Raw genomic sequence first — 14,485 nt, 5'->3', positions numbered from 1 at the left:
CGATGACCGATACAGCCCTTATCGGTTCCTCGCCCTACGCCGACTTCTCGTCGGAGCAGCTGGCGACCCTGCTGCCCGAACTGTTGCTGTCGGGACAGTTGATCGACCGCAGCGGCATGGCGCACCTCATCTCGGCCTTCGGGCGCGACGGGATGACGCAGGTCGCCATCGAGGAGTGGATGGCCGCCAGCCCGGTCTACACCGGTCGCATGCGCGACGCGCTCGGCATCGACGGCGACGGCGTCGTCGACATGTTCAAGTGCCTGCAGCTCGACATCGGTGCGCCGCCGCAGTTCATGGACTTCCGCTACGTGGTGCACGACGAGTACCACGGCGGATTCGTCCTCAACCACTGCGGCGCGCTGATGGACGTCGAGCCGATGGGCGAGGGGTACGTCACCGCGATGTGCCACGACATCGAGGACCCGACCTTCGACGCGACGGCGATCGCGACGAACCGTCGCGCCCGGATCCGCCCGGTGCACCGTCCGCCGCGCACGCCCGCCGACCGGCACCCGCACTGCGAGTGGACGGTCACGATCGAACCCGATCGGGAAGAGCTGCCGCTGCCCGAGTTCACCATCCCGGTCCTGGAGACCGCGGCGGCGACCGTCGCGCTCAGCGAGATCGACCACTCCGCCACCGACGGCCAGGTCGACTACCGCGGCGACCTGGTCGAGGACCTGGTGTTCGGCGACTTCGCGCACACCGCGCTGGTCCGCATGGCCGAGGAGGTCGCGCTGCAGCACCATCTGCTGGCCATCGGCTTCCGACTGTCGGTCCTGCGCAAGGCGGGCGACGAGCAGGCCCGCGAGATCACCGGTAAACAGCTCATCGGCATCGCCGGCATGACCTCGGAGCGGTTGCGCGACGCCCTCGGCGTCGGAGACTCCGCCGCCGACCTGGTGACCGTCCTGAACGCCCACCCCATCCTCGGCCCGCGCCAGTACACCGGCGTCGTCGTGGCCGCACACGGCGACGGCGTGCGCATCAGCATCCCGCAGGACTCGCCGGCCATCGGCGACGAGGGCTGGATGGACCTGCTCACCCCGGAGTTCACCGCGCCACTGGACGCGATGGTCAACGGCGTCGACTCGCGGTGGACCGTGGACTCGGCGTCGGTCGTCGACGGCGAGCTCGTCGTCGACGTCGTGAAGGGCGAGTCGCGCAAGGAGCCGGGGGAGGTCGCGATCGTGCGCTTCTCGTCGGGGTCGACCTTCGAGTTCGCCGACCGCGGCAAGGCCAAGTCCATCCCGATCACGGTCCTGTAGATCATGAGCACCGGACTCGGGGGCCTGGGCGGGCGCGTCGCCATCGTCGGCGGCGCGACGCGAGGGATCGGGCTGTCGGTGGCGCACGCGCTGGCCGGAGCCGGGGCGTCGGTGGTCGTCAACGGTCGTGACCCGCACGCCGTCGAGGCAGCGGTCGACGAGATCGTCGGCGGCGGGGGAGCCGCCGTCGGTGCCGTCGGATCGGTCGCCGCCGACGGTGTCGCCGAGGCCATGGTGCAAACGGCGCTGGACCGTTTCGGTGCGCTGGACATCGCGGTCAACTGCGCGGGGATCGCCGAGCCCGCGGGGTCGACGATCCTGACGATCACGCGCGAGGAGTTCGCCCGGCAGGTCGACGCGCACCTGATGAGCGCGTTCGCGGTGACACAGGCGGCCGGGCGGGTGATGGCCGAGCAGGGGAGCGGGGCCATCGTGCTGACCGGGTCGGCGGCGTCGCACGGAATGTTCGGCGGCAGCGGGTATCCGGCCGGCAAGGGCGGGGTCAACGCCCTGACGCTGGCCGCCGCCGCCGATCTGAAGGAGGCCGGGGTGCGCGTCAACGCGGTGCTGCCCGGCGCGCGGTCGAGGCTGTCGACCGGGGATGATTACGTCCGCCACATCGAGGGGTTGCATGAGCGGGGCATCCTGGACGACGGCCTGCGCGACGCCGCGCTCGATCCCGCGCCGCCGGAGTACGTCGCGCCGCTGTACGTCTTCCTGGCGAGTGAGCGCGGGAAGGGCATCACCGGCCAGATCTTCAGCGCGGCCGGCGGGTTCATCGGTCGGTACGAGCCGGCCCAGCCGTCGTTCATCGCCTATCGCGACCACAGCGACTCGGCGCCCTACAGCCTGGACGAGTTGGCCGACCTATTGGCCGGATGACCAATTTCGTCCGATATGGCTACCACCGAGGGAACATTGCCGCCCGCGGGTGTCCATGCGGCCGAAGTTGGCGCATATCCTGGGGCGCATGACTAACGAATCCGTTGCCCGGGCACTCCTGGACGCGCAGGTCGCGTGGGCGGTCAACCGCCTGACCGGCGACGAGCTGCCCGAGTTGGCCGAGAAGGCCGTCGACGATGTGCTGGCCGTCGCAGAGAACGCCACGACCGGTGCGCTCGTCGACCCCGAAGAGGTCAAATCGATCGCGCGCATGATCGCCAAGAAGGTGCCGGCGAGCACCGCCGCGTCGACCCTGGTCGAGCAGGGGGCCGAGGTGGTGATGTCGAACCCGGCCGGCACGTACACCCTGCGGGAGGTCGTGGACAAGGAGAACGTCGAGCGCATCACCGACGAGGTCCTCGGCCTGACGCCCTTCGTCGAGAAGGCCCTCGACGACCTCACCCACAGCCCGATGGTGGCCGCGCTCGCGTCGCGGTTCGTCGGGCGCATCGTCAACGACGTCCTCGCCGGCAACCGCGCGATGGCCGAGAAGATCCCCGGCGTCGGGTCGCTGGTGTCGATGGGCACCAAGGCCGCCGGCAAGGCGATCGGCAAGACCGGCGAGCAGTTCGGCGAGCTCTTCGGCGACGCCACCGCCAAGGGGGCCGAGTTCGCGATGGGGCGACTCAACAAGATCATCGTCGCGACGCTCAAGGACCCGTCGACCAAGTCGGCCGTCCTCGAGGTCTTCGACATGTACGCCGACAAGCCGATCGGTCGGCTCGACAAGGTCATGACGCTCGACGACGCCAAGCGCATCGGCGGGCTGGGGCAGGACGTCGTCATCGCCGGTGCCGTGTCCGAGCCGGTGCTCAAGCTCGTCGACGCGCTGATCGACGGCTTCTTCACCGTCTACGGCGAGTACCCGGCCGCGCAGCTGCTCGAGGAGCTCGACATCACCCGCGACGACCTCGTCACGTACGCGGTCGCCGGTGCACCGCGCCTGTTCGACGCGGTGAAGGCCTCCGGCGAGCTCGAGCGGATCGTCCGCGAGCAGCTCGAGCCGTTCTACGCCTCGCCCGAGGTCGCAGCCATCCTCGACGGGAAGGCTTCGTGACCTACTCGCCGAAGAACGCCTTCGACGCGTTTGCGATCCGCATCGTGCCCGACGCCGATCCGATCGCGATGACCCAGCCGTTGGGCACCCGCATCGCCGATCACCGCGGGCTCGTCGACCTGCCCGCGCTGATGGTCCTGTTCGACGACCTCGGCGGCCTGCCGTTCGCGATCGCCGACCGCTCCACCTCGTCGATCCAGGCGCGCCTCACCGTGTCGATGGGCGCCCGCCCGCAACTGGGGGAGGTCGTGCGCAGCGAGGGCGAACTGATGATGTCCGACGACGCGATGGGCTCGACGGCGGTGCGCGTCACCCGCGGTGACGAACTCTTGATGCAGGGTCAGGCGCGCAACGTGCGCGTCGGTCGGGCGGTGGTGGGGGAGTCGGAGGTCGTGGCCGGGGAGCCGCTGCCCGCGCCCGACGACGCCGAGCTGCCCGAACCGATCGACCCGGCGCTGTCGGGGGCCGAGGTCGTGGCGGCCATCGCCGATGGTCGGCGCCGGATCGGACCGCTGGGCGAGCTGCTGGGCGCGACGATCGTCGACCCGGATCCGGCGGCGCTGCGCATCGAGGTGCCCGCGGTCGAGTGGATGGGCAACTTCTTCGGCAGCATGCACGGCGGGATGATCGGCACGATCGTCGCCCAGGCGGCGTCGCTGGGCGTCGCCGCCAACATGCGACCGGGCACGGGCTACCAGCTGGCCGAGTTCACGGTCGCGTTCCTGCGGTCGCCGGCCGTCGACGGGCAGCGCCTCGTCGCGACCGTGACACCGGTGAAGCTCGGGCGGCGGCTGTCCACCGTCGACGTCGAGCTGCACGCCGCCGACGGGACCCTGCTGGCCCGCGGAACCGCCGACGCGCGCTGCGACCGCTGATCCGCCGAGTGGGCGGTCCAACTACGCCGAGTGGGCGGGCAAACCACGCCGAGTGGGCGGGCAGACTGGCCTACGGCTGTTTGCAGAGCACCTGGGCGATGTTCTCGAGTAGTCCGCGGGTTCCCTCTTCGCGGCCGGCGGCCGCCTCGGGTCCGGGTCCGTGCACCCCGTCCAGGTGGACCCCTTGCTCGGTGAAGGTGAGGCGCGTGCCGCCGTCGACCTCCTCGAACACGACGGTCGTGACCGAGGTCGAAGCGTGGGCGTCGTCGAGCCACATGTCGTAGGTGTAGACGATCCGCTCGTTGGGCACGATGTCGGTGTAGGTCGCACGGAAACGGGATAGGGGGCCGTCGGGCCCCGTCGACCGTCGTCGACGGAGACGCCGCCGATGCGGAAGTCGTCGGTCCGCTCGACCTCGATGAAGTCGTCGCTGCCGAACCACTTGGCCTTGATGGTGGGATCTGCGAAGGCCTGCCATACGGCGGAGACCGCTACCGGGTAGTCGCGCTCCAGGACGAAGGTGGCGTGGGTTTGGGTGAGGGTGGACATCGTCAATCTCCTTCATTGTCGGTCAAGTAGTCCCCGAGGCGGTCAAGCCGTTGTTCCTGGGGCCGTCGCTGCGCGACGATCCAGCGATTGGCGGGCACCAACGCATCTGGCACAAGTTGATAGGTGCGGACTCGTCCGACCTTCTCGGACGAGACCACTCCGGCGCGCTCGAGTACCCGTAGGTGCTCGACGATCGTCGGCAATGCCGCATCGAACGGTTCGGCGAGTTCGCTGACCGAGGCCGGCGACTGCACCAGCCGCTCGACCAAGGACCGCCGAGTCGCGTCGGACAGCGCGCGGAACACCGCGTCCAAGCCCGACTGATACTTAGTCATATAACTAAGTATGATGGCAATCGTCGGAGAACGCAAGGGGACGGCGACGGTCGTAGGCTGGGCGCCGTGAGCAGCTTCGTCCTTGTGCCGGGCGCCGGCGGGCAAGCGTGGTACTTCCATCGACTCGTGCCGCGGATGATCGAGCGGGGTCATCGGGCTGTCGCCGTAGACCTACCCGCCGCCGACGACACAGCCGGGTTGGCCGCATATGCCGATGCGATCGTGGCAGCTGCGCCGGCGGAGCCGGTGGTGCTCGTCGCGCAATCCATGGCCGGGCTCAGCGCGCCCCTGACCTGCGACCGACTCGACGTCGCCGGGATCGTCATGCTCAACGCGATGTCGCCGCGGCCGGGCGAGACCGGCGGTGACTGGTGGACCAACACCGGGCAGGAGGAGGCGGCGCGCGAGAAGGCGATCGCCGACGGTCGTGATCCGGACGCGCCGTTCGACCCGTGGGAAGTCTTCTTCCACGACGCGGATCCTGATCTGCTCGCGGAGGCGCAGGCGGCGTCGCAACCTGTTCAGTCGGACCGTCCGTTTGAGGATCCGTGGCCGTTGCCGGCGTGGCCCGACGTCGCGACGCGCTTCCTCGCCGCTCAGGACGACCGACTGTTTCCGCTCGAGTTCCAGCGCCGCATCGTCGGCGAGCGGTTGGGGATCGACGTTGAACCGATTCCGGGTGGGCACCTCGCTGCGCTCACCCGGCCAGAGGTCGTCGCCGAGTGGCTGACCGACGCCCACTCGGCGTAGATGACCGCCCACTCGGCGTAGATGACCGCCCACTCGACGAAATTTGGCGCCCACTCGGCGAAATAGGAAAACAATCATGCGTGCTTGCTTTTTTCATCGACGCGTGTGACGCTGTTCAGCATGTCAGCCGTAGCCGACGTCGTGGCCGATCTGACGGCCGAGAGTGATGCCCTCGACGACCTCGTCGCCGACCTCGCGCCGGAACAATGGGCAACTCCCACACCGGCGGAGGGGTGGACGATCGCCCACCAGATCGGGCACCTCCTCTGGACCGACCGCGTCTCCCACGTCGCGATCACCGACGCCGAAGGTTTCACGACGCTCTTCGGCGAGGCCATGAAGGACCCGCTCGGCTTCGTCGACAAGGCGGCCGACGAAGAAGCCGCCCGACCGCCCGCCGACCTCCTCGCCGACTGGCGGCAAACCCGCGCCAAACTGGCCGGCGCGCTCTGCGCGGTGCCCGAGGGCACCAAGCTGCCGTGGTTCGGCCCGCCCATGTCGGCGGCGTCGATGGCGACCGCCCGCGTGATGGAGACCTGGGCGCACGGCCTGGACATCGCCGACGCGCTCGGCGTGACCGTCGAGCCGACCGACCGCATCCGCAACGTCGCCCACATCGGTGTGCGCACCCGCGACTTCGCCTACGTCGTCAACAACAAGCCGGTCCCCGTCGAGCCGTTCCGCTACGAGCTCAAGTCGCCGTCGGGCGATGACGAGTGGACCTGGGGACCGGAGGACGCGTCGAACGTCGTGCGCGGTTCGGCGTATGACTTCTGCGAGCTCGTCACCCAGCGCCGGCACCCGGCCGACCTCGACATCACCACCGTCGGCGACGACGCCGCCGAGTGGGTGACCATCGCCCAGTGCTTCGCCGGCCCGCCCGGCGGCGGCCGCGAACCGTCGACCAACAAGTGAGGACGAGAAATGACTGACACCGTCCGCATCGGCAACATGTCGGGCTTCTACGGCGATCGCTTCGCGGCGATGCGCGAGATGCTCGAGGGCGGCGAACTGGACTACCTGACCGGTGACTACCTCGCCGAGCTCACCATGCTGATCCTCGGCCGCGACCGGCTCAAGGACCCGCAGTTGGGCTATGCCAAGACCTTCCTGCGTCAACTCGAGGACGGCCTCGGCCTCGCCCTCGAGAAGGGCGTCAAGATCGTGTCGAACGCCGGTGGCCTCAACCCGCACGGGCTGGCCGTCGCGATCCGCGGGCTCGCCGACAAGCTCGGCCTCGACGCCCAGGTCGCCTTCATCAGCGGCGACGACCTGGTGGCCGACGCCGAGAAACTCGGCCTGGGCAACCCGCTGACCGCCAACGCCTACCTCGGCGCCTTCGGCATCAAGTGCGCGCTCGACCGCGGCGCCGACATCGTCGTCACCGGCCGCGTCACCGACGCCTCGCTGACCGTCGGACCGGCCGCCTCGGCCTTCGACTGGGGCTACCAGGACCTCGACGCACTCGCCGGCGCCGTCGTCGCCGGGCACATCATCGAGTGCGGCGCGCAGGCCACCGGCGGCAACTACTCCTTCTTCCGGGAGATCCCGATGGGGCACCTGGGCTTCCCGATCGCCGAGGTCTCCGCCGACGGGTCGTCGGTCATCACCAAGCACGAGGGGACCGGCGGCGCGGTCACCGTCGGCACCGTCACCGCCCAGTTGCTGTACGAGGTCGGCGGGCCGCGCTACCTCAACCCCGACGTCACCACGCGGCTGGACACCATCGAGCTCGAGCAGGTCGCCGACGACCGGGTCGCCGTGCGCGGCGTGCAGGGCGAGAACCCGCCCACCGACGTGAAGGTCTCCCTCAACTTCCTCGCCGGACTGCGCAACGAGGTCGACGTGATCCTCACCGGCCTGGACATCGAGGAGAAGGCCAAGCTCTTCCAGGAGCAGTTCACCGCGGCGCTGCCGGCCACGCCCGCCGACCTCACCTTCGACCTCTCGCGCACCGACCGCGCCGACGGCGCCACCGAGGAGCAGGCCAGCGCGACGTTGCGCGTCGTCGCCAAGGACACCGACCCCGACAAGGTCGGCCGTCCGTTCTCGTCGGCCGTCGTCGAGCTCGCCCTCGCCAGCTACCCGGGCTTCACGCTCACCGCGCCCCCCGGGAACGGCGCACCCTACGGCGTCTTCGAGCCCGGCTACGTCGACGCCGCCAAGGTGCCGCACCGCGTCGTCCAGCCCGACGGAGTGACCGTGACCATCGACCCGTCGCCCCTGCGCGGGCCGGTGCCCGTCGACGAGGACGCGGTGCCCGCCACCGGCAGCGACTTCGGGCCGGTGCAGGTCAAGCCGCTCGGCACCATCGCCGGTGCGCGCTCGGGCGACAAGGGCGGCAGCGCCAACGTCGGCGTCTGGGTCCGGTCCGACGACGAGTACGCGTGGCTCGACCAGACGCTCACGACCGACCTGTTGCGCGAGCTGCTGCCCGAGGTCGCCGAGCTGACCATCCACCGCTACGCGCTGCCGAACCTGCGCGCGGTGAACTTCGTCATCGAAGGGGTGCTCGGCCGCGGCGTCGCCGACCAGGTCCGCTTCGACCCGCAGGCCAAGGGTCTGGGCGAGTGGCTGCGGTCGCGCCCGGTCCCCATCCCCACGAAATTCCTGTAGCCCCCACGAGCCCGCAACCCACGAGGAGAACCATGCCGTTCCCGTCCCCGATCTGGGATTCCCCCGAGCGCCAACAGTTGCGCGCCACCGTGCGCGACTTCGCGCAGCGCCACATCCTGCCCCATCAGGAGCAGTGGGAGCGCGACGGGCTGATCCCGCGCGAGCTGCACCGTGAGGCCGCCAAGCTCGGCCTGCTCGGCATCGGCTTCCCCGAGGAGGTCGGCGGCTCGGGCGGCGACGCGGCCGACACCGTGGTCGTCGAGGAGGAGCTGCTCTACAACGGCGTCTCCGGCGGCGTCTGGGCCTCGCTGTTCACCCACGGCATCGCACTGCCGCACATGATCGCGGCGGGCGACCCCGACCAGATCGAGAAGTACGTCCGCCCGACGCTGGCCGGCGAGAAGATCGGGTCGCTGGCCATCACCGAGCCCAGCGGCGGCAGCGACGTCGGGCACCTGCGGACGAAGGCAACCCGCGACGGCGACGACTACGTCGTCAACGGTTCGAAGACGTTCATCACGTCGGCGGTGCGCGCCGACTTCGTCGTCAGCGCGGTCCGCACCGGCGGCGACGGCGCCGCGGGTGTCTCGCTGCTGGTCGTCGACAAGGACACTCCGGGCTTCACCGTGGCGCGCAAGCTCGACAAGATGGGCTGGCTCGCCTCCGACACCGCCGAACTGTCCTACGAGGACGTGCGCGTCCCGGTCGGCAACCTGGTCGGCGCGGAGAACTCCGGATTCGTGCAGATCGCCGGGGCCTTCGTCTCCGAGCGCGTCGGACTGGCCGTGCAGGCCTACGCGCACGCGCAGCGCTGCCTGGACCTGACCCTCGACTGGGTCCGCAACCGCGAGACCTTCGGTCGCCCGCTCATCTCCCGCCAGTCGGTGCAGGACACCGTCACCGAGATGGCGCGCAAGATCGACGTCGCCCGCACCTACACCCGCGCGGTCGTCGAGACCCAGCTGAACGCCCAGGACAACCAGCTCGGCGGCGCCGGCGACATGATCGCCGAGGTGTGCTTCGCCAAGAACACCGCCGTCGAGACCGGCGAATGGGTCGCCGACAAGGCCGTCCAGCTGTTCGGCGGCATGGGCTACATGCGCGAGACCGAGGTCGAGCGGCAGTACCGCGACATGCGGATCATCGGCATCGGCGGCGGCACCACCGAGATCCTCACCGGCCTGGCCGCGAAGCGATTGGGGTACCAGTCATGACCGTCCTGCAGTCCCGCCTGGATCCGGCCGGCGAGGAGTATGCCGCCGCGGCGGCGGCGATGAACGAGAAACTCGCCGAACTCCAGACCGAACTGGACAAGGCCCTTGCCGGTGGCGGCGAGAAGTACGTCGAGCGTCATCGCAAGCGCGGCAAGATGACCGCGCGCGAGCGCATCGAGATGCTCATCGACCCGGACAGCCCGTTCCTGGAGCTGTGCCCGCTCGCCGCGTGGGGCTCGCAGTTCCAGGTCGGCGCCTCCGTCGTCGTCGGCATCGGCGTCGTCGAGGGTGTCGAGTGCATGATCGTCGCCAACGATCCGACGGTGAAGGGCGGCACGTCCAACCCGTGGACGCTGCGCAAGAGCCTGCGCGCCAATGCGATCGCCATGGAGAACCGGCTGCCGTGCATCGCGCTGGTCGAGTCCGGCGGTGCCGACCTCCCGACGCAGAAGGAGGTGTTCGTCCCGGGCGGCCAGATGTTCCGCGACATCACGCGCCTGTCCGCGGCGGGCATCCCGACGATCGCGCTGGTCTTCGGCAACTCGACCGCCGGCGGTGCCTACATCCCCGGCATGAGCGATCACACCGTGATGATCGACGGCGCCTCCAAGGTCTTCCTGGCGGGCCCGCCGCTGGTCAAGATGGCCACCGGCGAGGAGAGCGACGACGAGACCCTCGGCGGCGCCGGCATGCACGCCCGCGAGTCCGGCCTCGCCGACTACCTGGCCGTCGACGAGCAGGACGCGCTGCGGATCGGCCGCCGCATCGTCTCCCGGTTGAACTGGAAGAAGAAGGGGCCCGGCCCGGTGGCCGCCTCCATCGAGCCGCGCTACGACGCCGAGGAGCTCCTGGGCATCGTGCCGTCGGATCTGAAGATCCCGTTCAACCCGCGCGACGTGATCGCCCGCATCGTCGACGACAGCGACTTCGACGAGTTCAAGCCCGAGTACGGCGGGTCTCTGTGCACCGGGTGGGCCCGCATCCACGGCTACCCGGTCGGGATTCTGGCCAACGCGCAGGGCGTGCTGTTCTCGGCCGAGGCGCAGAAGGCCACCCAGTTCATCCAGCTGGCCAACCAGGCGAACACGCCGCTGCTGTTCCTGCACAACACGACCGGCTACATGGTCGGCGCCGAGTACGAGCGCGGCGGCATCATCAAGCACGGCTCGATGATGATCAACGCGGTCTCCAACTCGACCGTCCCGCACATCTCGCTGCTGATGGGCGCCAGCTACGGCGCCGGCCACTACGGCATGTGTGGGCGCGCCTACGACCCGAGGTTCCTGTTCGCCTGGCCCAGCGCCAAGTCCGCGGTCATGGGCGGCGCCCAACTCGCCGGCGTCGTGTCCATCGTGTCGCGTGCTGCCGCCGAGGCCCGCGGTCAGACCGTCGACGAGGAGGCCGACGCCGGGATGCGAGCCATGATCGAGGCGCAGATCGAGAAGGAGTCGTTGCCGGCCTTCCTGTCCGGGATGCTTTACGACGACGGGGTGATCGACCCGCGCGACACCCGGTCGGTGCTCGGCATGTGTCTGTCCGCGATCGACAACGGCGAGGTGGCCGGTGCCGACGGCTACGGCGTCTTCCGGATGTGAGGCAGTGATGGCCACCAAGAAAACGAAGAAGCCCGCGAACCGCGCGATCACCTCGGTGCTCGTCGCCAACCGCGGCGAGATCGCCTGCCGGGTGTTCCGGACCTGCCGCGACATGGGCATCGCCACCGTCGCGGTCTACTCCGACCCCGACGCCGATGCGCCGCACGTGCGCCAGGCCGACGCGGCGGTGCACCTGCCCGGCTCGACCTCGGCGGAGACCTACCTGCGCGGCGAGCTGATCATCGAGGCGGCCAAAGCGGCCGGCGCCGACGCCGTCCACCCCGGCTACGGCTTCCTCTCGGAGAACGCGGAGTTCGCCAAGGCCGTGCAGGACGCGGGGCTGGTGTGGATCGGCCCGCCGCCCGCGGCGATCACCGCGATGGGCTCCAAGGTCAACGCCAAGGCATTGATGGACAAGGCCGGGGTGCCGGTTCTGGGCGACCTGGACCCGACGACGGTCACCGCGGCCGACCTCCCGCTGCTCATCAAGGCCTCGGCCGGCGGCGGTGGGCGCGGCATGCGCATCGTGCGCGAGCTCGCCGAACTCGACGAGAACGTGGCGGCCGCCAAGCGCGAGGCACAGTCCGCCTTTGGTGATGCGACGGTGTTCTGCGAGCCCTACGTCGAGCGCGGCCACCACATCGAGGTCCAGGTGATGGCCGACGACCACGGGAACGTGTGGGCCGTCGGCGAGCGCGAGTGCTCTATCCAACGGCGCCACCAGAAGGTCGTCGAGGAAGCACCCGCGCCGCTGGTCGAAACGCTCGGCGGCGACCTGCGCGAGCGGCTCTACGATGCGGCCCGCAAAGCCGTCCAGGCCATCGGGTACTCGGGGGCCGGCACCGTGGAGTTCTTGGCGGACGCCGGGAGCGAAGCGAGCGGGTCCGATCACGACAGCGCCAAGGGCCGCTTCTTCTTCTTGGAGACCAACACACGGTTGCAGGTCGAGCACCCGGTCACCGAGGAGACGACCGGCCTCGACCTGGTCGAATGGCAGCTGCGCGTCGCGATGGGCGAGCCTCTTGAGGGAGAGGAGCCGACCGCGGTCGGGCACTCCATCGAGGCGCGCCTCTACGCGGAGAACCCGGCGGCCGACTGGGCCCCGCAATCGGGCCTGGTGCACCGGTTCGCGATCGACGAGCACGAGTCGTCGGCGTCGCGGATCCGCGTGGACACCGGGATCGCCGACGGCAGCGAGATCTCCACGTTCTACGACCCGATGATCGCCAAGGTGATCAGCTGGGCCCCCACGCGCAGCCGCAGTGCCGCCGCACTGGCCGCGGCGCTGGCGGGGGCCACCCTGCACGGACCGGTCACCAACCGCGACATGCTGGTCAACACCCTGCGCTCGGAGCAGTTCTTGTCCGGCGACACCGACACCGGCTTCATCGACGAGGTCGGGCTCGACGTCCTGTCGGCCCCCCTGGCCGACCCGGCCGACGTCCGTCTCGCCGCGATCGCGGCGGCCCTGGCCGACGCCGAGTCGAACCGGGCGCACGCGCGCGAGCTGGCGACGATCCCGTCGGGCTTCCGCAACATCGCCTCGGTGTACCAGGAGAAGACGTACGCGCTCGGTGACGACGAACTGGCCGTCCGGTACCGCTTCACCCGCGCGGCCGGCGCGACGGTCAGCGCCAGCGCCCCCGGGTTCGGCGTCGACCTGCCCGACGACGAGGGGGTGGAGGTCGTCCGGTGCGCGGGCTCCCGGGTTGCACTCGCGCTGAAGGGGGTGCGCCGGGAGTACACGGTCAGCCGCTACGGCGACACGGTCTTCGTCGACAGCGCGGGCACGTCGGTGACGCTCGAGGCGGTGCCGCGATACGTCGACCCGTCGACGATTCAGCGACCCGGCTCGCTGCTCGCGCCGATGCCCGGCTCGGTCATCCGCGTGGCCGTCGCCGAGGGCGACCGGGTCACCGAGGGACAGCCGTTGCTGTGGCTCGAGGCCATGAAGATGGAGCACACCATCTCCGCGCCGAGCGACGGCGTCGTCGCGACGCTGGCCGTCGACGTGGGCCGCCAGCTCGCCGTCGGCGACGTGCTGGCCGTGATCGAAGCAGAAGACGAAGCGTCGGCCGACGCCTGAGACCAACCAGAAGACGAGGAAACAAATGAGCTACATCGAATCCGACGAGCGCAAGGCGCTGCGGGCCGCGGTCGCAGCCCTGGCCGGCAAATACGGGCAGGAGTACTTCCGCAAGTGCGCGAAGGAAGACCTCAAGACCACCGAGCTGTGGAAGGAGGCCGGCGAACTGGGCTTCGTCGGCGTCAACCTGCCCGAGGAGTACGGCGGCGGCGGTGCGGGCATGTACGAGCTGTCCATCGTGATGGAGGAGCTGGCTGCCGGCGGGGTCGGACTGCTGATGCTGGTGGTCTCCCCGGCGATCTGCGGCAACATCATCGCCCGCTTCGGCACCGAGGACCAGAAGAAGAAGTGGCTGCCGGGGCTGGCCAGCGGTGAGATCACCATGGCCTTCGGCATCACCGAGCCCGACGCCGGGTCGAACTCGCACCAGATCACCACGACCGCCCGCCGCGACGGCGACGACTGGATCCTCGCCGGCCAGAAGGTCTTCATCTCCGGCGTCGACCAGGCCGACGCGGTCCTGATCGTCGGCCGCACCGAGGAGGCCAAGACCGGCAAACTCGCACCGGCGCTGTTCATCGTGCCGACCGACACCAAGGGCTTCACCGCCACGCAGATCCCGATGGAGCTGGAGAACCCGGAAAAGCAGTTCCAACTGTTCTTCGACGACATGCGGCTGCCCGGCGATGCCCTCGTCGGCGAGCCCGAGGCGGCGTTCAGCCAGCTGTTCGCCGGCCTCAACCCCGAGCGCATCATGGGTGCGGCGTCGGCGATCGGCATGGGCCGCTACGCCCTGGAGAAGGCCGTCGCCTACGCCAAGGACCGCACCGTGTGGAAGCAGCCGATCGGCTCGCACCAGGCCATCGCCCATCCGCTGGCCGAGGCGAAGGTCGAGTTGGAGATGGCCAAGCTGATGATGCACAAGGCCGCGACCCTCTACGACGCGGGCGACGACTGGGGTGCCGCCGAACCGGCGAACATGGCCAAGTACGCGGCGGCGGAGGCGGCGACCAAGGCCGTCGACCGGGCCGTGCACACCCTGGGCGGCAACGGGCTCACCAGCGAATACGGCCTCGCACCGATGCTGGCCCTGGTCCGCATCGTCAAGGTTGCGCCGGTCAGCCGCGAGATGATCCTGAACTTCGTGGCGCAGACCAGCCTGGGTCTGCCCAAGTCGTACTGACGGGAGCCGGAC

General features: G+C 69.9%; 13 protein-coding genes. 11 read left to right on the top strand and 2 right to left on the bottom strand.

What is annotated here, in order from left to right; all coding sequences use genetic code 11:
• The first annotated feature begins 2 nt into the window (after positions 1 to 2).
• The 4 genes from QM634_RS09890 (at position 3) to QM634_RS09875 (ending at position 4,145) form a co-directional block, all read left to right on the top strand.
• Complete coding sequence (locus tag QM634_RS09890; RefSeq protein ID WP_415042612.1) at positions 3 to 1,271, top strand: hypothetical protein; 1,269 nt, start codon at positions 3 to 5, stop codon at positions 1,269 to 1,271.
• A 3-nt stretch (positions 1,272 to 1,274) separates the two neighbouring features.
• Positions 1,275 to 2,153: an SDR family NAD(P)-dependent oxidoreductase gene (locus QM634_RS09885; RefSeq protein WP_415042611.1), complete on the top strand. Its 879-nt coding sequence runs from the start codon at positions 1,275 to 1,277 to the stop codon at positions 2,151 to 2,153.
• Between the two features lie 88 nt (positions 2,154 to 2,241).
• On the top strand, positions 2,242 to 3,270 hold the full coding sequence (locus QM634_RS09880) for a hypothetical protein (protein ID WP_415042610.1): 1,029 nt from the start codon (positions 2,242 to 2,244) through the stop codon (positions 3,268 to 3,270).
• A complete protein-coding gene (locus tag QM634_RS09875; protein WP_415042609.1) occupies positions 3,267 to 4,145 on the top strand; it encodes a PaaI family thioesterase in 879 nt (292 codons plus the stop codon). The genes QM634_RS09880 and QM634_RS09875 overlap by 4 nt, the downstream gene beginning before the upstream one ends.
• Before the next feature lie 70 nt (positions 4,146 to 4,215).
• Here QM634_RS09875 and QM634_RS09870 read toward each other — a convergent pair whose 3' ends face one another.
• The gene (locus QM634_RS09870; protein WP_415042608.1) at positions 4,216 to 4,455 is read right to left on the bottom strand and encodes an SRPBCC domain-containing protein; all 240 of its coding nucleotides are present in this window, start codon (positions 4,453 to 4,455) and stop codon (positions 4,216 to 4,218) included.
• A gap of 241 nt (positions 4,456 to 4,696) precedes the next feature.
• On the bottom strand, positions 4,697 to 5,029 hold the full coding sequence (locus tag QM634_RS09865) for an ArsR/SmtB family transcription factor (RefSeq protein WP_415042607.1): 333 nt from the start codon (positions 5,027 to 5,029) through the stop codon (positions 4,697 to 4,699).
• Between the two features lie 66 nt (positions 5,030 to 5,095).
• On the opposite strand from QM634_RS09865, the gene QM634_RS09860 reads away from it, so the two are divergent.
• The 7 genes from QM634_RS09860 to QM634_RS09830 all read left to right on the top strand — a co-directional run bounded on the left by QM634_RS09860 (position 5,096) and on the right by QM634_RS09830 (position 14,473).
• Positions 5,096 to 5,779 carry an alpha/beta hydrolase gene (locus QM634_RS09860; RefSeq protein ID WP_415042606.1) on the top strand — a complete coding sequence of 228 codons (684 nt, stop codon included), beginning with the start codon at positions 5,096 to 5,098 and terminating at the stop codon, positions 5,777 to 5,779.
• 120 nt (positions 5,780 to 5,899) lie between these two features.
• Positions 5,900 to 6,694: a TIGR03084 family metal-binding protein gene (locus QM634_RS09855; protein ID WP_415042605.1), complete on the top strand. Its 795-nt coding sequence runs from the start codon at positions 5,900 to 5,902 to the stop codon at positions 6,692 to 6,694.
• 9 nt (positions 6,695 to 6,703) lie between these two features.
• Positions 6,704 to 8,395, top strand: coding sequence for an acyclic terpene utilization AtuA family protein (locus QM634_RS09850; protein ID WP_415042604.1), 1,692 nt, complete (start codon positions 6,704 to 6,706; stop codon positions 8,393 to 8,395).
• A gap of 32 nt (positions 8,396 to 8,427) precedes the next feature.
• Positions 8,428 to 9,609: an acyl-CoA dehydrogenase family protein gene (locus tag QM634_RS09845; protein ID WP_415042603.1), complete on the top strand. Its 1,182-nt coding sequence runs from the start codon at positions 8,428 to 8,430 to the stop codon at positions 9,607 to 9,609.
• On the top strand, positions 9,606 to 11,204 hold the full coding sequence (locus tag QM634_RS09840) for an acyl-CoA carboxylase subunit beta (protein WP_415042602.1): 1,599 nt from the start codon (positions 9,606 to 9,608) through the stop codon (positions 11,202 to 11,204). Before QM634_RS09845 ends, QM634_RS09840 begins: the two co-directional genes overlap by 4 nt.
• A gap of 7 nt (positions 11,205 to 11,211) precedes the next feature.
• Positions 11,212 to 13,290, top strand: coding sequence for an acetyl/propionyl/methylcrotonyl-CoA carboxylase subunit alpha (locus QM634_RS09835; protein ID WP_415042601.1), 2,079 nt, complete (start codon positions 11,212 to 11,214; stop codon positions 13,288 to 13,290).
• A gap of 25 nt (positions 13,291 to 13,315) precedes the next feature.
• Positions 13,316 to 14,473, top strand: coding sequence for an acyl-CoA dehydrogenase family protein (locus QM634_RS09830; RefSeq protein WP_415042600.1), 1,158 nt, complete (start codon positions 13,316 to 13,318; stop codon positions 14,471 to 14,473).
• Positions 14,474 to 14,485: the final 12 nt, after the last annotated feature.

Source organism: Gordonia sp. (in: high G+C Gram-positive bacteria), from assembly GCF_047606305.1.
Taxonomy (GTDB): domain Bacteria; phylum Actinomycetota; class Actinomycetes; order Mycobacteriales; family Mycobacteriaceae; genus Gordonia.
The sequence above is the reverse complement of the archived record's forward strand: the minus strand, read 5'-3'. Positions and strand labels throughout refer to the sequence as shown.